The organism is Chromobacterium sp. Ag138, assembly GCF_055181315.1.
Window position 1 is genome coordinate 684,734 of record NZ_JBUPWA010000001.1, and the last position, 17,468, is coordinate 702,201.

Below are 17,468 nucleotides of genomic sequence, written 5' to 3' on the forward strand. Positions count from 1 at the left end.
GCGCATCATTCTGCGGCACACTGACGTCTTTTGCCGGAACTATCGCGCGGGCCGCCTACCAAACATGATTTTGGCGCATGCATGCGCTGGAATCGGATCAATATTTTGCATAGGCAGGCGGCGCCTGCCCGGAAAAGTGATGGATTATCGCAAACTGCTACATATCCCGCAAAAGTGCGCCAGCCGGCTGGTCAACCACCACCTGAGCTGGCTCGGCATCGCCGCCTGCCTGCCGCTGCTGGGCACGGCCACCGCCTTCGGCGTCGCCAACGGCGCCAAGGAAACCCTGCCCGAACAGGTTAGGCAGCAACAAGTGATCGAACGGCTGGCGCTGCCGGCATTCCATTTCGCCGACAGCCAGACCCGCTACTGGCGCGACGAGGCGGTCAAGCGCGGCGACACCGTGGCCCGGGTGCTGAACCGCCTGGGCGTGCGCGACAACGAAGCCCGCGCCTTCCTGTATACCAGCCCGGTGGCCAAGGATCTGCTCAAGCTGAAGGTCGGCGCCACGCTGACGGTGCAGACCAACGACGCCGGCGAACTGTTCGGCCTGCGCTTCCTGCAGGACGACGACAACGGCGAACAGCTGCTGGTAGCGCTGGAGAAGCGCGACGGCAAGTGGCAGGCCAGCGCCGATCCGGTGGCCGCCGAGAGCGTGGAAACCGTGCGCTCGATCACGCTGAAGCGCGGCGCCGCCGCCGAGCTGGCCGCCGCCCGCGTGCCGGCCGACATCCGCAACCAGCTGTCCGAAGTTTTCTCCGACCAGTTCGAGCTCTCCAGCCTGAAGCCGGGCGACCGCATCAATCTGGTGTACGAAACCATGGTCTACGCCGGCACCTCCATCGCCAGCGGCAACCTGCTGGCGGTGTCGATCGAACGCGCAGGCAAGCTGCACCAGGCTTTCTATTTCGCTCATGACAGCGAAAGCGGCGCTTACTACGACGCCGAAGGCAAGCCGGTCAAGAAAGGCTTCAGCCGCCAGCCGGTGGCCGGCGCCCGCATCAGCTCCGGCTTCGGCCTGCGCAAACATCCCATACTGCGCTCGCTGCGCATGCATTCCGGCATCGACTACGCCGCCAGCGCCGGCACGCCCATCGTGGCCCCCGCCGATGGCGAGCTGATCAAAGTGGCGCGCGAAAACGGCTACGGCAACGTGGTGATGATACGCCACAACGCCAAGCTGACCACGCTGTACGCCCATATGCGCGGCTTCGGCAAGGGCATCCAGGCAGGCGGCAAGGTCAAGGCCGGCGATGTGATAGGCTATGTTGGAAGCACGGGCCGCTCCACCGGCGCCCACCTGCACTTCGAGGTGCGGGTCAACGACCAGCCAGTGGACCCGGCCACCAACGCCCTGCCCACTCCGGGCCTGAGCAAGACCCAGCTCGCGCAGTTCGACGCCAAGAAACAGGTGCTGAGCGCGCGGCTTGATCTGCTGCAGAACATCCCGGTCAACGTTGCCCAGATCGATTGATGACTGACCTATACATTGGAATGATGTCCGGCACCAGCCTGGACGGCGTAGACGCCGTGCTGGTGCGCTTCGACGACGCCGGCCGCCCCCAGCCGCTGGCCGACCATGTCGTCCCCTATCCCGCGGAGGTGAAGTCCGCCGTGCTGGCGCTGCAGCCGCGCGGCCACGACGAGCTGCACCGCGCTGAAACGCTGGCCAACCGGCTAGCCGAGATCTATGCCCAGGCCGCCGTCGAATTGCTGGCAAAATCGGGCCGCCATCCGAACGATATCCGCGCCATCGCCTGCCACGGCCAGACCGTTCGCCACGCGCCGCACGACGGCTACACGATTCAGATCGGCAATATGGCCAAGCTGGCCGAGCTGGCCGGCATCGACGTGATAGCGGATTTCCGCAGCCGCGACGTCGCCGCCGGCGGCCACGGCGCGCCGCTGGTGCCCGCTTTTCAGCAAAGCGCTTTCTCCAACCTGGACGAAAAGCGGGTGATCCTCAATATCGGCGGCATCAGCAACATCGCCCGGCTGCACGCGGGCCAAGAGGCGATAGGCTTCGACTGCGGACCCGGCAATATGCTGATGGACGCCTGGTGCCTGCGCCACACCGGCCAGCCCTTCGACGACGACGGCCGCTGGGCCGCCGGCGGCGCGGTCCACGCGCCCTTGCTGGCCGCGATGCTGGCCGAGCCTTATCTGACGCAACCGCCGCCCAAAAGCACCGGGCGCGATCTGTTCGACGACGAATGGCTGGCCGGAAAGCTGGCCGCGCTATCATCCGCGCCCTCCCCGCAGGATGTGCAAGCCACCTTGCTGGCCTTCAGCGCCCGCAGCATCGCCGACTCCATTCTCGAGCACTGCCCCGGCAATCAGGCGGTTTACGCCTGCGGCGGCGGCGCCCGCAACGGCGCGCTGATGGCGGAGATTTCCCGCCTGCTGCCTGGGCAGCAAGTGAGCGCGATCGAAGCGCTGGGACTGCCCGCGCAGCTGATCGAGGCGATCGCCTTCGCCTGGCTGGGCTGGCGCTTCGACCATCGCCAAGCCGGCAACCTGCCCTCCGTCACCGGCGCGCAGGGGCCCCGCGTGCTGGGCGCGCTGTATCCTCGGTAAGGTGAAAAGCTTCGCATCAGGCTATAATCATCAGCTGTCATAGCCAAATATGAAAAAAATGCGATTTTTCAAGCGCAAAGCCGTAGTCAAGAACAACCAGACGCCGCTGCCGCCTCAGCTGGTCTCCCTGCTTCGAGAAGCATGGTGGCTGCTGATGGCGGTGGCGGCCGTCTACCTTGTGCTGGTGCTGGCCAGCTACTCGCCGCTCGACTCCTCTTGGTCGCACAGCTCCTCCGACCCCACTGTCCGCAATTACGGCGGCGCGTTCGGCGCCTGGCTGTCGGACATGCTGCTGTACGTGTTCGGCTTTTCCACCTGGTGGCTGGTGGTGTTCTGCCTGGTGGCGATAGGCTGGGGCTACCGCCGCATCGAAAGCCTGGGCTTCAAGTTCAATCCCATCACCGCCGCCGCCGTCGGCGGCTTCGTGCTGTTGCTGCTGTCCAGCTCCAGCTTCGAAGCCATCGTGCTGGACGGCAAGGCGCTGAAGCTGCCGCTGGACGCTGGCGGCATGTTCGGCCACTTCATCGGCAAGGGCATCGCCCACGGCCTGGGCCTGTCCGGCTCCTACCTGCTGCTGGGCGTGCTGTCCGCCATTGGTTTCTCGCTGTTCACCGGCCTGTCCTGGCTCAATCTGATGGAGCGCATCGGCACGTGGCTGGAGGAAGGCGTGATCGGCCTGTGGCAGAGCTGGCAGGCGAAGAAGGACCGCGAGATCGGCAAGGAAACCGCGCAGAAGCGCGAGGAAAAGGTGTCGGTCGCCAAGAAGAAGATCGAGGAAACTGCGCCGGTGCGCATCGAGCCGCCGGTGCTGGAAGTGCCGGTGTCGGCCAAGGCCCAGAAGCCGGTTCAGCAGTCTTTGTTCGCCGATCCCAAAGACGCCGCCCTGCCCGGCCTGAGCCTGCTGGACATGCCCAAGGAGCTGCTGGAAACGGTGTCGCAGGAAACGGTGGAATACACATCCAGACTGATCGAGCGCAAGCTGGCCGACTTCGGCGTGGACGTCAAGGTGATCGCCGCCTATCCCGGCCCGGTGATCACCCGCTACGAGATCGAGCCCGCGGTCGGCGTCAAGGGCGCGCAGATCGTCAACCTGATGAAGGACCTGGCGCGCGCGCTGTCGCTGGTGTCCATCCGCGTGGTCGAAACCATTCCGGGCAAGACCTACATGGGCCTGGAGCTGCCGAATCCCAAGCGCCAGATCGTGAAGCTGACCGAGATCATCGGCTCTGACGGCTACCAGAACATGGCCTCGCGCCTGACCATGGCGCTGGGCAAGGACATCGCCGGCCAGCCGGTGTCGGCCGACCTGGCCAAGATGCCGCACGTGCTGGTGGCCGGCACCACCGGCTCCGGCAAATCGGTGGCGATCAACGCGATGATCCTGTCGCTGCTGTACAAGGCGACGCCGCAGGAAGTGCGGCTGATCATGGTGGACCCGAAAATGCTGGAGCTGTCGGTGTATGAAGGCATCCCGCACCTGCTGGCCCCGGTGGTCACCGACATGAAGCAGGCCGCCAACGCGCTCAACTGGTGCGTGGGCGAGATGGAGCGCCGCTATAAGCTGATGTCCAAGCTCGGCGTGCGCAACCTGGCCGGCTTCAACCAGAAGATCAAGGACGCCGACAAGGCCGGCGAGAAAATCCCCAACCCGTTCAGCCTGACGCCGGAAACGCCGGAGCCGCTCGACACCCTGCCGCTGGTGGTGGTGGTGATAGACGAGCTGGCCGACCTGATGATGGTGGCCGGCAAGAAGATCGAGGAGTTGATCGCCCGCCTGGCGCAGAAGGCCCGCGCCGCCGGCATCCACCTGATCCTGGCCACCCAGCGGCCGTCGGTGGACGTGATCACCGGCCTGATCAAGGCCAATATCCCGACGCGAATCGCCTTCCAGGTGTCCAGCAAGATCGACAGCCGCACCATCCTCGACCAGATGGGCGCCGAGGCGCTGCTGGGCCAGGGCGACATGCTGTATCTGCCGCCGGGCACCGGCTACCCCAACCGCGTCCACGGTGCCTTCGTCTCCGACGAAGAAGTGCACCACGTGGTGGAATTCCTGAAAACAACCGGCGAGCCGAACTACGTCGAAGGCATCCTCACCGGGCAGGCCGACGGCGACGATGGCTCCAGCTCCGGCGGCCTGGACGGCGAATCGAACGGCGAATCCGATCCGCTGTACGACGAAGCCGTCGCCATCGTGGTGAAGACCCGCAAGGCGTCGATATCCTCGGTGCAACGCCACCTGCGCATCGGCTACAACCGGGCGGCCCGGCTGATCGAGCAAATGGAGGCCGCCGGCCTGGTCTCCTCGATGGAAAGCAACGGCAACCGCACCGTGCTGGCGCCTGCCAGAGAAGACTGAGACCTCCACGGGCGCCGTGCCGCGGCGCCCGCTTTCCCATAATAAAGGATGGCCATGCCCCGCTATCTTCCCGAACCTGCGTTCCGCCACGATTACACGCCCAAGACCGGCGTGCTGCTGATCAACCTGGGCACGCCCGATGCCCCCACCGCGCAGGCGCTGCGCCCCTACCTCAAGCAATTCCTGTCCGATCCGCGCGTGATCGAGATTCCGCGCCTGCCCTGGTGGCTGATCCTCAACGGCATCATTCTGAATACCCGTCCCAAGCAATCGGCCCAAAAGTACGCCAGCATCTGGACCAAGGAAGGCTCGCCGCTGCTGGTTCACACCCGCAGCCAGGCCAGGCTGCTGAAGGGACAGCTGGGCGAAATGGGCCTGCGCGACCTGGTGGTCGACTACGCGATGCGCTACGGCAATCCGTCCGTCGAAAGCGTGATCGGCAAGATGCGGGAGCAAGGCGTGGAGCGGCTGCTGCTGCTGCCGCTGTATCCGCAATACGCAGCCTCCTCCAGCGGCACCGCCCTGGACGAAGCGTTCCGTACGCTGGCCAGGCTGCGCAATATGCCGGACGTGCGCACGGTGCGGCACTTCCACGACGATCCCGGCTATATCGCCGCGCTGGCCGCCCGAATACGCCAGCATTGGCAATACGGCCAACAGCCGGACAAGCTGGTGATGAGCTTTCACGGCGTGCCGCGCTTCACCCGCGACAAGGGCGACCCCTACCATTGCGAATGCCAGAAGACCGGGCGGCTGCTGGCGGAGGCGCTGCATCTGCGGGCGGATCAATACGTCATCAGTTTTCAAAGCCGTTTCGGCCGCACCGAATGGCTGAAGCCGTATACCAGCGAAGTGCTGATGGAATTAGGCAAGGCGAAAACCGCAAAGGTGGACGTCGTCTGCCCTGGTTTTGTCGGCGACTGCCTCGAAACGCTGGAAGAAATCGCCATGGAAGGCAAGGAGACCTTCTTGAGCAGCGGCGGTGGCGAATTCCGCTACATTTCCTGCCTGAACGAGGACCCGCAATGGATAGCCTCTCTTGCTGCGATCGTCAGGAACAATCTGGCCGGATGGACAGAAATCCCGACAGAAGATAGCCGCCAAAGAACGACTCGCGCGCATGACATGGGGGCATCCTCCTGACATCAACATCAGCCGCGCCGCTTTCCACCACCCCAAGCAACCCTTTTAAAATCAGCTGGATAAGCTGAAAATACGGGCGTATGACCGAATGGCCATACGCCCGTTTTCAACTTGTTTGCCGCAAAATGCCAAGATTGATCCTATATTCATTGAGTGCGCTTCCGGCCAGATTGACACTCTCGCAAACTGGTCACCATAATCAGTCGCAACTAACAGCCTCTTAATGGTGTTGTTGGTTTACCAAAGAGATCATCAAAGTCTACGCAGATAAGATTCAGGGGAACTCTCAATGAACAAATACGCTCGCTACAGCCTGATCGCCACCGCCGTCATCGCCATGAGCGCCTGCAGCAAGCAGGAGCAGCCGGCCACGGGCAGCCAGCCCGCCTCCGCTCCCAGCCAGGCCGCCGCCGGCGGCGAAACCGTGGTCAAGATCGGCCAAGTCTCGCCGATGTCCGGCCCCATCTCCCACCTTGGCAAGGACAACGAATACGGCGCCAAGCTCGCCATCGAAGACCTGAACGCCAAGGGCGTGGAAATCGGCGGCAAGAAGGTCAAGTTCGAACTGGTATCCGAGGACGACCAGGGCGACCCGAAAATCGGCACCCAAGTCGCCCAGCGCCTGGTGGACGCCGGCGTGGTCGGCGTGGTCGGACACCTGAACTCCGGCACCACCATCCCGGCCTCCAAGATCTACTCCGACGCCGGCCTCCCGCAGATTTCCCCGTCCGCCACCAACCCGGACTACACCAAGCAAGGCTTCAAGACCACCTTCCGCGTGATCGCCAATGACGTGCAGCAGGGCAAGGCCCTGGGCGAATTCGCCGCCGGCACGCTGAACGCCAAAAAAATCGCGATCATCGACGACCGCACCGCCTACGGCCAGGGCCTGGCCGACCAGTTCGAAGGCGCGGTGAAGGCCAAGGGCGCCCAGGTGGTGAAACGCGAGTTCACCAACAACACCGCCACCGACTTCAACGCCATCCTCACCTCGATCAAGGCTACCAACCCGGATTTGGTGTTCTACGGCGGCATGGACGCGCAGGCCGGCCCGTTGGCCAAGCAGATGCAGCGCCTGGGCCTGAAGGCCAAGCTGATGGGCGGCGACGGCTGGCAAACTCCGGAATTCGTCAAGCTGGCCGGCGACGCGTCCGAAGGCCAATACGCGTCCAGCTGCGGCATCTCGCGCGACAAGATGCCCGGCTTCAAGGCCTTCGACGAGAAGTTCAAGAAGGAATTCAACACCGACGTGCAGATCTACGCGCCTTTCGAATACGACGCGGTGATGGTGCTGGTGGACGCGATGAAGCGCGCCAAGTCCTACGACCCCAAGACCTACCTGCCTGAAGTCGGCAAAACCGACTATCTGGGCGTGACCGGCAAGATCGCCTTCGACGACAAGGGCGACATCAAGAACGGCGCCGTCACCGTCTATCAGGTGAAGAACGGCAAGTGGGAAGTGGTGTCCACCGTCGGCGGCGAGGCCAAATAAACGCCTCCCCCAGCTCCGCAACACAAGAGAGGCGCTTCGGCGCCTCTTTCATTTTGCAGGCCAAACAAGCCGAGGCCGCCGCCCAAGCTTGCAACAAGCAGCACTCATTTCGGATTTGGCGCAGCCGTCCCAACGCCGCCAGCATGACAAGCCCTAGCCAGATGCTGCAGACACGGCAAGCACACATCGAAGGCGCTCTGGCGCCTGTTTTGTTTTTCCGCCACATGCAATCGCCATTTTTTACTATTTTTGACATCAAATATTGAATGAACGTTCGTTCATTGTATGATTGGAAAAGCCACCTTTATACAAAGGAAACCGCATGACGCCCAAGCGCCAGCAGCAAACCGAAAACCGCCGCGGACAGATCGTCGACGCGGCGCTTGCCTGTTTCATCGCCTCAGGCTTCCACCAGACCGGCATGCGCGACATCGCGGACGCCGCCGGCGTCAGCCTGGGCAATCTGTACAACCACTTTCCCAACAAGCAGGCCCTGATCGCGGAGATCGCCGCGATGGAGGCGCTGGAAAAACAGGACTTGATCGATGCGTTGACGGCGGACCCCGCCGGCCCTGCCGTCCGGGATTTCGCCGAACGCTATCTGCGGCTGTGCGAGCGTCCGGAAGACGTCAGCCTGACCGCCGAAGTGCTGGCGGAAGCCGCGCGCGACGCCGAGCTGGCCCGGCTGTTCGCGGCCAACCGCCGTCGCCTGGCCAGCGCCTTGGCCGATGCCCTGCGCCGCGGCGCCGAACAGGGAGACATAGACCATGGCCTGCCCTTTTCCGCCTGCGCCCACTGGCTGCTGGACGCGCTGGAGGGCTGCGCCATCAATCGCGCCTTGCTGGGCGCCCAACTGGACAACAATGACATCTCGGTCTTGATCGACAAGCTGTTGTCGCCCGCGGGAGGAAAACGATGACCCCCCGCCCCAACCGCCTGGACGGCCTGGACCTGGCTCGCTGCCTGGCCCTGATCGGCATGGTGCTGGTCAACTTTCGCCTGGCGATCGCGCCCTTCCCGTCCGTCCAGGACCCGCTGCTGCCCTGGTTCTCCCTGCTGGAGGGGCGATCCGCCGCCACCTTCGTGACCCTGGCCGGCATCGGCCTTGGCCTGGCCACCGCGCGGCTGGCCCGCGTCCAGGCCATCAGCCAGACCTGCCGGCGCGCCGTGTTCCTGCTGGCGGTCGGGCTGCTCAACTTCACCTTGTTCCCCGCCGACATCATCCATTACTACGCCTTCTATTTCTTCGCCGCCTGCCTGTTGCTGAAACTGCCTGAGCGATGGCTGCTGGCAGCGCTGTGCCTGACCTTGTCGACAGCCTTCGCCTTGCAGCTGACGCTGGACTATGAAAGGGGCTGGAACTGGGCCACGCTCAGCTATCAGGACTTCTGGACCCCGGCCGGCTTCACGCGCAACCTGCTGCTCAATGGCTGGCACCCGATGCTGCCCTGGCTGGGTTTTGCGATATGGGGGCTATGGCTGTCGCGGCAGCCCTTGGCCCGCTCTGGCACGCAATGGAGGCTGATCGCCGGCGGCGCGCTGCTGGCGCTTGCCAGCGGTCTGCTGTCGGCCTGGCTGCGGGATCTGTCGCCCGCTCGGCTTTCGCCGTTTCTGGGAACGAAACCGTTGCCGCCCGGGCCGCTGTACATGCTGAACGCCGGCGGCATCGCCAGCGCGGCGATAGGCGGCTGCCTGGCGCTGGCGTCGCGCCCAGGCCTCGCCGCCCGACTCGCGCCGCTGCTGGCGGCGGGCCGGCAAACGCTGACGCTGTACATCGCCCACATCCTGATCGGCATGGGCGTTCTGGAGGAAATGGGATGGCTGGACAGCGGCGAGCTCGCGCGGGTGCCGCCGGCCGCCGCGCTGTATTGCGCCGCCGCCGTGGCCTTCGCCTGGCTATGGTCCAAGCGCTTCCGCCACGGCCCGCTGGAATGGCTGATGCGGCGCGTCTGCGACCGGCCCGCGCCTTGAAAATCGCCTACTTCCGGCAGGAAACCATCCTGCCGGAAGGCAAGGTCTTCGTAACTCTCAGTCCCGGAAGCTGACCTGCTGCTTCATCATCGCGGCCATGCCGGCCTTCTGGATGTCTTCCGAGATCAGCATCGCCGCGTTCCAGCCGGCGACGAACTGCAGCCCGTCCGCCACGCTGTGGTCGCGGCTGTAGTTCAGCACTTCCTTGCTGCCGCGAACCGCCAGCGGCGACTTGCTCGCGATCAGCTTCGCGCTCTGCAGCGCGGCGGCCAACACGGTGTCGGCATCCGCCAGCACCCGGTTGACCAGGCCGACCTCCAGCGCCTCCTCGGCCACCATGTCGCGGCCGGTCAGCGCCAATTCGCGGGCCACGCCCTCGCCCACCACGCGCGGCAGGCGCTGCAAGGAGCCGACGTCGGCCACCATGCCCAAGTCCACCTCGCGCACGCCGAACACCGCGCCTTCCGCCGCGAAGCGGAAATCCGCCGCCAACGCGATGTCCAGGCCGCCGCCCAGGCAGGCGCCGTGTATCGCGGCGATCACCGGCTTGCGGCAGCGCTCCAGGCTGGTCACGCAGTCCTGCAGATCCAGGATCAAGCGGCGCAGCTTGTCGCGCTTGCGCCCTTCGCACTCGTCCTGGATGCTGGATTGCAGTCCCACCAGCATCGTCAGGTCGATTCCCGAGCAGAAATGCTTGCCGCTGCCGGCCAGCACCACGGCGCGGACGCCGGGCTCGCCATCGGCCCAATCCAGCGCGGCGCGCAAGTCCTGCCACATCGGCAGGTTAAGCGCATTGGCCTTGTCGGGACGGTTGAAACGCAACAGAGCGACCTTATCGTCCAGCTCCGCTGACAGGGTTTGCAGATTGATCATGCCGCTTTCGCCTCCGGACGTTTCTTGGGAACCCAGGCCCACAGCATCTCACAGACAATGGGGGATTCGCCGGACTCGTCGGTCACCAGCACCTCCACCAGCACCTCGCCCTTTTCCTGCTCGTACATGGTCTGGATCTGCTGTGGCGTCAGCGTCGCCACGGCTTTCATGTCGCCCTGGGAACGCTTGACGTAATTGACTTTCATCGACTTGAGCAGCATCAGCTTGTCGTCCGGCATGTTCATGCCCACCACGAAGCCGGTGGATGTCTCGGCCAGCAGCGCCATCGCCGCCGCGTGCACGCCGCGGATGTGGTTCTGCACCTTCTTGCGGTTGCGGATCGACACCGTCAGCCTGTCATGGCCGACCTCTTCGAATCGCAGCCCGGCGGTGGACAGGAAGGGAACGATCTTGCCGAACATCATCGACAGCACTGGCCGGCGCCAGCCCACCGGCAAGCGGCCCACCTTGTCTGCGATCCGGCTCATGCTGTTCTTTCTGTACTCCATGCTACCCCCTTTGTTGTTCTCGTGTTGTCTGCGCCCGGTTTGCCGCCGGCCGCTTATTCTTGCGCCTCGGGCATGCCCAGCGTGGTCCTGACCTGGCTCTTCAAAAGCGGCAGCGCGCCCTCGTCGATGCGCGCCAGCTGCAGCCCGCCCTGCAGCGCGGAAAACAGCATCATGCCGACGGCCTCGGGCGTCCCGGCGTATGTCATCCGCTCGGAGTCCCGCCCCAGCCTGACGATGGCCACCGCCCATTGCCGCATCTCATCGATGAAGGCCGAGGCCTCTTGCCGCATGTCTTCCGGCAGGGTCTGGAACTCGGTGCTGAGGATGCCGCTGGGGCAGATCTGCTTGTGCTGCAGGTAATATTGGTCCGACAAGCCGAAATACGCCTCCAGCCGGCGGGCGGCGTCCCACTCCCCCTGTTGCTCGATGAAACGCTGGAAACGACGGCGGTAACGCTGGATCAGCGCCACGCCCAGGTCGCTTTTCTTGGGAAAGTGGTAGTGGATGGCCGCGTTGCGCACGCCCAGCGCGCTGCTGATGTGCTGGTAGCTGAAACCGTTGAAGCCGCGCGTCAGCAGCAGCTCCTCGGCCAGGTCGAGTATGCGCTTGCGGGTATCGTTCTTGCTGTCGGAACCATTATGCATCAGGCCACTCTACTTACTGGTCAGTAAGGTGTCAATCGGCCCGCCGGCGGGGCATCTTGCCCGCTTCGGCCGCGCATGCCCTAAAATACAGGCGACACTCTTTCCCATTCGCGCGCCAGCGCGCGACCACTCTGGTAGAACATGACCGAACACACCGTTCCCGATCTGGAATCCTCTTTGCGCCAGCTGTGCGAAACGCCCGGCCAGACCGAAGCGCTGGCGGCGCTGATCGCCGCGCTGCGTCCCGGCGACCGCCAGCCGGCGCAGCAAGCCACCGTCAATCTGCAGGCCTTGTCCTTCCTGCTCGAGCATCACGCCGAATTCCGCGAAGCCTTGCGCCAGGCCCTGTGCACCTTGCTGGCCGAAAGCCGGCAGATCCCGCTGTACACCGACGCCGGCATTCTGGCCAACGACGGTTTCGGCACCACGCTGTTGCACCGCCTGGGAGAGCGCGCGCTGCCCATGCCTTACAACCCTGATTCGCTGCGAGACCGCTTCGGCCTGCTGTTCAGCGACAAGCAGGACTATCTGTGGCTAGAAACCGTGCCCGACGCCACCTGGCACGCGCTGTGGCGGGCGATGGCCTGGCAGGAAGCGCCGCGGCAGGACAGCGAGCGCCAGACCCGGCTGCAGCTGCTGGAGTCGGTGCAAGTGCTGTCCGCCCGCATCACCGCCATCGGCCTGGAGCCGGAGCTGGTGCGCGTCTGCCCCGAGGTGGAGCGTTTCGCGTCCCCCTTCATGCATCTGAGCGCCGAAGTGCAGCGCTACGTCGATGGCTATCGCCAGGCGCTGACCGACGGCGTCGAGCCGCCCGAGGACGAGAAGCAGGTGCTGGTGCTACTGGACCAGTGCGAGGCCATTCTGGGCAAAGTACGCAAAAACGCGGCCCGTTACGGCATCTCGGTCAATCTGACCTACCACGGCCTGCGGCTGGCTCAGAGCATCGCCCGGCTGCGCGCGCTGCTGGAGCTGCTGTCGCCCGGGCACAATCCCGCCGAGCGCCCGCAGCTGTTCCAGCTGCTGGTGGATTTCGCCCGCGCGGAGAACCGCAAGTACAGCCTGCGCGATCTGTTCAAATCCAATACCGAGCTGCTGGCGCTGCAAGTGACCGAGCACGCCGGCCGCCAGGGCGAGCACTACATCGCCGAAGACCGCAAGGAATGGTCGAAGATGGGCAAGGCGGCGATGGGCGCCGGCCTGCTCGTCGGCTTCATGGCGCTGATCAAGCTGATGCTGGCGCGCGGCCACTTGCCGCTGCTGTGGGAAGGCATCGCCTTCGGCCTCAATTACGCGATCGGCTTCATCATCGTGCAGATCCTGCACTTCACCATCGCCACCAAGCAGCCGGCGATGACGGCGGCCCGGCTGGCGGCCGTGCTGCAAGCCCAATACGGCCGCAAGAAACAGCTGGAAGAGCTGTCGGAGCTGATCGTCAAGGTTGTGCGCACGCAATTCGTCGCCATCATGGGCAACGTGCTGCTGGCCATCCCCACCGCGGCGCTGATCGCGCTGGCCTGGAACGCGCTGTTCGGCGCGCCGGTGGTGGACGCGGCCAAGGCGCAAAAGCTGCTGCACGAGATCGATCCGGTGCACAGCCTGGCGCTGCCCCACGCCGCCATCGCCGGCGTGTTCCTGTTCCTGTCGGGCCTGATCGCCGGCTACTACGACAACAAGGCGATCTACCGCCGCATACCGGAACGCATCGCCAATCACCGCCTGCTCAAGCGACTGCTGGGCGAGAACCGCGCCTGGCGGCTGGGCAACTACATCGAGCACAATCTGGGCGCGCTGGCAGGCAATTTCTACTTCGGCATGTTCCTGGGCCTCACCGGCACCGTGGGCACGATACTGGGCCTGCCGCTGGACATCCGCCACATCACCTTCTCGTCCGCCAACCTGGCCTTCGCCAGCGTGTCGCTGGACTTCCAGGTGCCTCTGTCCGCCGTGCTGCTGGGTTGCGCCGGGGTGGCGCTGATCGGTCTCGTCAACCTGGGCGTCAGCTTCTTCCTGGCGCTGTGGGTGGCGCTGCGTTCGCGCAAGCTGTCCGGTTCGCTGCTGCTGCCCTTGATCCCGATGCTGGCCAAGCGCTTCCTGCGCCGGCCGCTGAGCTTCTTCGTGCCGCCGCCCCTGCTGCCCGCTCCCGCCGCGGAAACGCCGCCGCTAGACGAAACGCGCGGCTGACGCTCGCCTCCGGCGGACGCTGGCGCGCCCGCCGGACTCATCCCTTGGCCAGTTCCCTCGCCAAGCGGTCGGCGGCGCGCCAAGCGAAGGCGTAGATGGACAACTGGGGATTGGCGCCGACGCTGGTCGGGAAAATCGACCCGTCCAGCACCGCGAGATTTCGCCATTCCCAGTGATTGCCCCAGTTATCCAGCACCGATCGGGCCGGATCGTCGCCCATCGCCATGCCGCCCATCACGTGGGCGCTGACCAGCCTGGCCTGCAGCGCCTGCAAGGGCAAGCCTTCAATCATCTCCCTGGCCTGCCTCCAGCTCGATACCGGCCGCGCGCGCTCATGCAGCGGCATCGCCAGCCTGGCGCCGGCGGCGAACTGCAGCTCGGCCATCGCCAGCCAGCTGCGCCGCACGCCATCCCAGATCACGTCGTTGAGCGGGTAATCCAGCGCCGGCGAGCCATCGCCGCGCAGCTTCACCTCCCCGCCCCGGCTGTCCGGATGGAAGCCGTCGCGCAGCAGGGCCAGCGTCGCGTGCAGATGCGGCAGCTGTTGCAAAAGCTGCGATTGCTCGATGCCGAAGCCCGGAAAGGTGACGCTGGCGAGCAAGGGATGGATGGGCGGCACTTCCAGCTTGAAGCCCAGCGGCCCGTCCAGCGGCTGGGTGTGCATGTAGTGATCGGAGTAAACCGTTTGCGGCGCGCCATTGTAAGGCTCCACCATTTCCGGCATCAGCGCCGCGCTCAGCGCCACCGGATGCAAAAAGGTGCGCTTGCCGGTCTGGCCGGCGGCGTCCGTCAGGCCGCTGCGCAGCATGATGGCCGGCGTGCCGATGGCGCCGGCGGCCAACACCACCTGCCGCGCCCGCACGCTGAAGCGGCGGCCGGTCGGCGTGTTGCCGTCGGCTCCGAGCAGGCTGCCCTGAATGGATGCGATGCGCTTGCGGCCCGAATCCGCCAGCAGCCTGTCCACGCGCGCCCGGCACAGCAGCCTGGCGCCATGAGACAACGCTTCAGGAATGCAAGTGACCAGCATCGACTGCTTGGCGTTGGTGGGGCAGCCCATGCCGCAATAGCCCAGGTTCCAGCATCCCTTCACATTGCGCGCGATGCGGGCGTGCCGCAGGCCCAGCGCCCGGCAGCCCCGCTCCAGCACCAGATTGTTGCCGTTGGGCTCGGCCTGCCAGGGGCCGATGCCCAGCCGCTGCTCCGCCTTTTCGAACCATGGGCGCATGCCTTCGACCGACAAGGTCGCCAAACCGTGGTATTCCTGCCACCACAGCAGGGTGTCCGGCGGCGTGCGGAAGCTGCTGGTCCAGTTGACCGTGGTGCCGCCGCCCACCGTCCGCCCTTGCAGGATGGTGATGCCCTTGTCCAGCGTCTGCCGGCTGGCCGACTCCTGGTACAGCTCCGGATAGGCTTTGGCCTCCAGCAGGCGGAAGTCGCTGGAACTGTATAAGCCGCCCTCTTCCAACAGCAGCACGTCCAGCCCGGCCCGGCTGAGCGCTTCCGCCGCGATGCCGCCCCCGGCGCCGCTGCCTATGATCGCCACATCGGCGTCCAGCGCCAGGTCCTTGTCCTGCCTGGCGCCATCGAACACCTTCCAGCCGCTTGCCAGTCCCGCCCGGATAGGATCGGGTATCTTGCCGCTCAAGGCAGCATCTCCATCACCGCCGCCGGCTGCCGGTAACCCAGCGCCGGCCAACTGGCGGGATTGCCGTACCAGCCGGCGTGGATCAAGCGATGCAAGCCCTGGTAGGCGCTGCACTGCAGGGCGAAACGGCTCTCCCGCCATCGTTGAAGAAACCGCGCCAGCTCAAGCGGGCCGGCGGATTGCCAGGGCTCGCGCACGCCGGCCAGCCAGCGCCGCGCCCAGCGGTTGCCCAGGAGATCGAACAGCTGGCGCACCTCGCGCTGCGTCGCGGGCGGCAAACCCGCCACGGCCCGGTCCACCCCCGCCGCCACGCTGGCGGCGGGAACGCCGGGCAAGCCCAGCAGCACCGGCGCGAGCGCGGCGACGATCTGCGCGTCCAGCGGCCGCAGCCACGCCAGCGGTCCGGCTGCCGGAGGGACGGAATCGACCGCCGGCGCCGCCCAATATCCCGCCAGCAACAACGCCGCGCCTCCCAGCACGCCCGCCTGCAGAAACTGACGCCGGCTGGCCATCAACGCAGCATCAGCTTGAGCAGCCATTCCACCGCGGCGCCGTAAGGCGGCCGCGTCAGCCAGGCGCCGGACAGGCGGCTCTGGTGGAATACCGGCTTGAGCTTGGAAAAGGTCAGGAAGCCCTCGCGGCCGTGGTAATGGCCCATGCCGGACGGACCCACCCCGCCGAATGGCAGATCATCCTGCACCACGTGCAGCAGCGTGTCGTTGACGCTAACGCCGCCGGAAATCGTTTCCTGCAGCACCCGGTCGATGCGCAATGGGTCGTCGTCGAACAGGTACAGCGCCAACGGCCTCGGCCGGGCGTTGATATAAGCCAGCGCCTCGTCGAACTTGTCATAGGCCACCACCGGCAGAATGGGGCCGAAGATTTCCTCCCGCATCAGCGCGCAATCTTCAGGGCAGCGCTGCGCCAGGGTCAGCGGCAGCTTGCGGACCGCGGCCAGCTCTTCTCCCGCGGGATTGACCTCGTCGATGCGGGCTCCGGCCTCGCGAGCCTCCTCCAGCCAGCTCCGCAGCCGCTGGTAATGCCTGTCGTTGACGATGGCGCTGTAGTCGGGGTTGTTCGCCAGGGTGGGATACGCGCGCTTGGCGGCCTCGCGCACCTCATCCAGCAGCAGCGCGCAATCCTTGTCGTTGACCAGCACATAGTCCGGCGCCACGCAGGTTTGGCCGGCGTTCATCAGCTTGCCGGCGACGATGGCCTCCGCCGCGCGCTTGAGATTGGCGCCGCGCGCCACCAGCGCCGGCGACTTGCCGCCCAGCTCCAACGTCACCGGGGTCAGGTTCTCCGCCGCCGCGCGCATCACGTGGCGCCCCACCGCGGTGGAGCCGGTGAACAGCAGATGGTCGAACGGCAGCCGGACGAAGGCCTGGGCCAGCTCCGGCCCGCCGTTGACCACCGTCAGCAGATCATCGCCGAAATGCTGGCGCGCCAAGCGCTGCAGCAGCTCCCCGGTGGCCGGCGTGTATTCGGACATCTTCACCATCACCCGGTTGCCGGCGGCCAGCGCAGCGGTGATCGGGCCGAAGGCCAGGAACAGCGGGTAATTCCACGGCACCACCACGCCCACCACGCCCAGCGGCTGCGGGTGCACGCTGGCGCCGGCCGGCGCGAACCATAATGAAACACCGCGGCGGCGCGGTTTCATCCAGTTTTTCAAATGGCGACGGGCATGGCGCACGCCTTCCAGCGACGGGAACAGTTCGGCCAGGCGCGTTTCCACGCTGCTGCGCTGGCCAAAATCGCGGTTCACCGCCTCCACCAAGGCCTGGCGATTTTCCTGGATCAGGCGCTCTAGCGCGTTCAGCCAGGACTTGCGGGTTTCCTGCGAGGGATATGGGGCCGCGCGCGCGACCGCCTTGAGCCGGGCAAACGCGTCCAGCAGCTCGGCTTCTTCCTGAGGGGGCATCTTGATGGCATCCATAGTAATTATCCTTGTTGATACCAGCCAAACAAACGTTTAGAGCCTGTGCTCTAGCCAAGATTAGCACCAGCGCACTTCACTGTCATCATGTCCGCATGCCACGCCGCTCGATCCCAATGGCGCCATCTTGGCGCG

Annotated in this window: 14 protein-coding genes; 8 read left to right on the top strand and 6 right to left on the bottom strand. The window is 65.5% G+C overall.

What is annotated here, in order from left to right; all coding sequences use genetic code 11:
- Window positions 1-139 precede the first annotated feature (139 nt).
- From ACY3GB_RS02810 to ACY3GB_RS02840, 7 genes are all read left to right on the top strand, one after another.
- Entirely contained in the window at window positions 140-1,474 is a 1,335-nt protein-coding gene (locus ACY3GB_RS02810; protein WP_463087393.1) for a peptidoglycan DD-metalloendopeptidase family protein, read from the top strand.
- The gene (locus tag ACY3GB_RS02815; RefSeq protein ID WP_463087394.1) at window positions 1,474-2,577 is read left to right on the top strand and encodes an anhydro-N-acetylmuramic acid kinase; all 1,104 of its coding nucleotides are present in this window, start codon (window positions 1,474-1,476) and stop codon (window positions 2,575-2,577) included. Before ACY3GB_RS02810 ends, ACY3GB_RS02815 begins: the two co-directional genes overlap by 1 nt.
- A 58-nt stretch (window positions 2,578-2,635) precedes the next feature.
- On the top strand, window positions 2,636-4,936 hold the full coding sequence (locus ACY3GB_RS02820; protein WP_463087395.1) for a DNA translocase FtsK: 2,301 nt from the start codon (window positions 2,636-2,638) through the stop codon (window positions 4,934-4,936).
- A 54-nt stretch (window positions 4,937-4,990) separates the two neighbouring features.
- Window positions 4,991-6,079, top strand: a complete 1,089-nt coding sequence (gene hemH, locus ACY3GB_RS02825) for a ferrochelatase (RefSeq protein WP_463087396.1) — start codon at window positions 4,991-4,993, stop codon at window positions 6,077-6,079.
- A gap of 289 nt (window positions 6,080-6,368) precedes the next feature.
- A complete protein-coding gene (locus ACY3GB_RS02830) occupies window positions 6,369-7,571 on the top strand; it encodes a branched-chain amino acid ABC transporter substrate-binding protein (protein WP_463087397.1) in 1,203 nt (400 codons plus the stop codon).
- Between the two features lie 322 nt (window positions 7,572-7,893).
- Window positions 7,894-8,490 (top strand): TetR/AcrR family transcriptional regulator, encoded by a 597-nt coding sequence (locus tag ACY3GB_RS02835; protein ID WP_463087398.1) that lies wholly within the window; start codon window positions 7,894-7,896, stop codon window positions 8,488-8,490.
- Entirely contained in the window at window positions 8,487-9,542 is a 1,056-nt protein-coding gene (locus ACY3GB_RS02840; RefSeq protein ID WP_463087399.1) for a DUF418 domain-containing protein, read from the top strand. The genes ACY3GB_RS02835 and ACY3GB_RS02840 overlap by 4 nt, the downstream gene beginning before the upstream one ends.
- A 57-nt stretch (window positions 9,543-9,599) precedes the next feature.
- Here ACY3GB_RS02840 and ACY3GB_RS02845 read toward each other — a convergent pair whose 3' ends face one another.
- From ACY3GB_RS02845 to ACY3GB_RS02855, 3 genes are all read right to left on the bottom strand, one after another.
- Entirely contained in the window at window positions 9,600-10,415 is an 816-nt protein-coding gene (locus tag ACY3GB_RS02845; RefSeq protein WP_463087400.1) for a crotonase/enoyl-CoA hydratase family protein, read from the bottom strand.
- Entirely contained in the window at window positions 10,412-10,903 is a 492-nt protein-coding gene (locus ACY3GB_RS02850; protein ID WP_234004395.1) for a DUF4442 domain-containing protein, read from the bottom strand. The genes ACY3GB_RS02845 and ACY3GB_RS02850 overlap by 4 nt, the downstream gene beginning before the upstream one ends.
- Window positions 10,904-10,977: 74 nt before the next feature.
- On the bottom strand, window positions 10,978-11,568 hold the full coding sequence (locus ACY3GB_RS02855) for a TetR/AcrR family transcriptional regulator (protein ID WP_463087401.1): 591 nt from the start codon (window positions 11,566-11,568) through the stop codon (window positions 10,978-10,980).
- Between the two features lie 141 nt (window positions 11,569-11,709).
- Here ACY3GB_RS02855 and ACY3GB_RS02860 point away from each other — a divergent pair, with 141 nt between their 5' ends.
- The gene (locus ACY3GB_RS02860) at window positions 11,710-13,749 is read left to right on the top strand and encodes a site-specific recombinase (RefSeq protein ID WP_463087402.1); all 2,040 of its coding nucleotides are present in this window, start codon (window positions 11,710-11,712) and stop codon (window positions 13,747-13,749) included.
- Window positions 13,750-13,786: 37 nt separating this feature from the next.
- Here the strand turns inward: ACY3GB_RS02860 and ACY3GB_RS02865 are convergent, their stop codons facing one another.
- Genes ACY3GB_RS02865 through ACY3GB_RS02875 form a run of 3 tightly spaced genes read right to left on the bottom strand, consistent with a single transcriptional unit; the run spans window position 13,787 to window position 17,333 of the window.
- Window positions 13,787-15,394: a GMC family oxidoreductase gene (locus tag ACY3GB_RS02865; protein WP_463087403.1), complete on the bottom strand. Its 1,608-nt coding sequence runs from the start codon at window positions 15,392-15,394 to the stop codon at window positions 13,787-13,789.
- Complete coding sequence (locus ACY3GB_RS02870; RefSeq protein ID WP_463087404.1) at window positions 15,391-15,906, bottom strand: hypothetical protein; 516 nt, start codon at window positions 15,904-15,906, stop codon at window positions 15,391-15,393. The genes ACY3GB_RS02865 and ACY3GB_RS02870 overlap by 4 nt, the downstream gene beginning before the upstream one ends.
- Window positions 15,906-17,333, bottom strand: coding sequence for a coniferyl aldehyde dehydrogenase (locus tag ACY3GB_RS02875; RefSeq protein ID WP_463087405.1), 1,428 nt, complete (start codon window positions 17,331-17,333; stop codon window positions 15,906-15,908). The genes ACY3GB_RS02870 and ACY3GB_RS02875 overlap by 1 nt, the downstream gene beginning before the upstream one ends.
- Window positions 17,334-17,468: the final 135 nt, after the last annotated feature.

Bases quoted from the DNA above. Each gene is read 5' to 3' on its own strand.
- ACY3GB_RS02810 (WP_463087393.1), top strand. From the start codon at position 140: ATGGATTATCGCAAACTGCTACATATCCCGCAAAAGTGCGCCAGCCGG.
- ACY3GB_RS02815 (WP_463087394.1), top strand. From the start codon at position 1,474: ATGACTGACCTATACATTGGAATGATGTCCGGCACCAGCCTGGACGGC.
- ACY3GB_RS02820 (WP_463087395.1), top strand. From the start codon at position 2,636: ATGCGATTTTTCAAGCGCAAAGCCGTAGTCAAGAACAACCAGACGCCG.
- hemH (WP_463087396.1), top strand. From the start codon at position 4,991: ATGCCCCGCTATCTTCCCGAACCTGCGTTCCGCCACGATTACACGCCC.
- ACY3GB_RS02830 (WP_463087397.1), top strand. From the start codon at position 6,369: ATGAACAAATACGCTCGCTACAGCCTGATCGCCACCGCCGTCATCGCC.
- ACY3GB_RS02835 (WP_463087398.1), top strand. From the start codon at position 7,894: ATGACGCCCAAGCGCCAGCAGCAAACCGAAAACCGCCGCGGACAGATC.
- ACY3GB_RS02840 (WP_463087399.1), top strand. From the start codon at position 8,487: ATGACCCCCCGCCCCAACCGCCTGGACGGCCTGGACCTGGCTCGCTGC.
- ACY3GB_RS02845 (WP_463087400.1), bottom strand. From the start codon at position 10,415: ATGATCAATCTGCAAACCCTGTCAGCGGAGCTGGACGATAAGGTCGCT.
- ACY3GB_RS02850 (WP_234004395.1), bottom strand. From the start codon at position 10,903: ATGAGCCGGATCGCAGACAAGGTGGGCCGCTTGCCGGTGGGCTGGCGC.
- ACY3GB_RS02855 (WP_463087401.1), bottom strand. From the start codon at position 11,568: ATGCATAATGGTTCCGACAGCAAGAACGATACCCGCAAGCGCATACTC.
- ACY3GB_RS02860 (WP_463087402.1), top strand. From the start codon at position 11,710: ATGACCGAACACACCGTTCCCGATCTGGAATCCTCTTTGCGCCAGCTG.
- ACY3GB_RS02870 (WP_463087404.1), bottom strand. From the start codon at position 15,906: ATGGCCAGCCGGCGTCAGTTTCTGCAGGCGGGCGTGCTGGGAGGCGCG.
- ACY3GB_RS02875 (WP_463087405.1), bottom strand. From the start codon at position 17,333: ATGGATGCCATCAAGATGCCCCCTCAGGAAGAAGCCGAGCTGCTGGAC.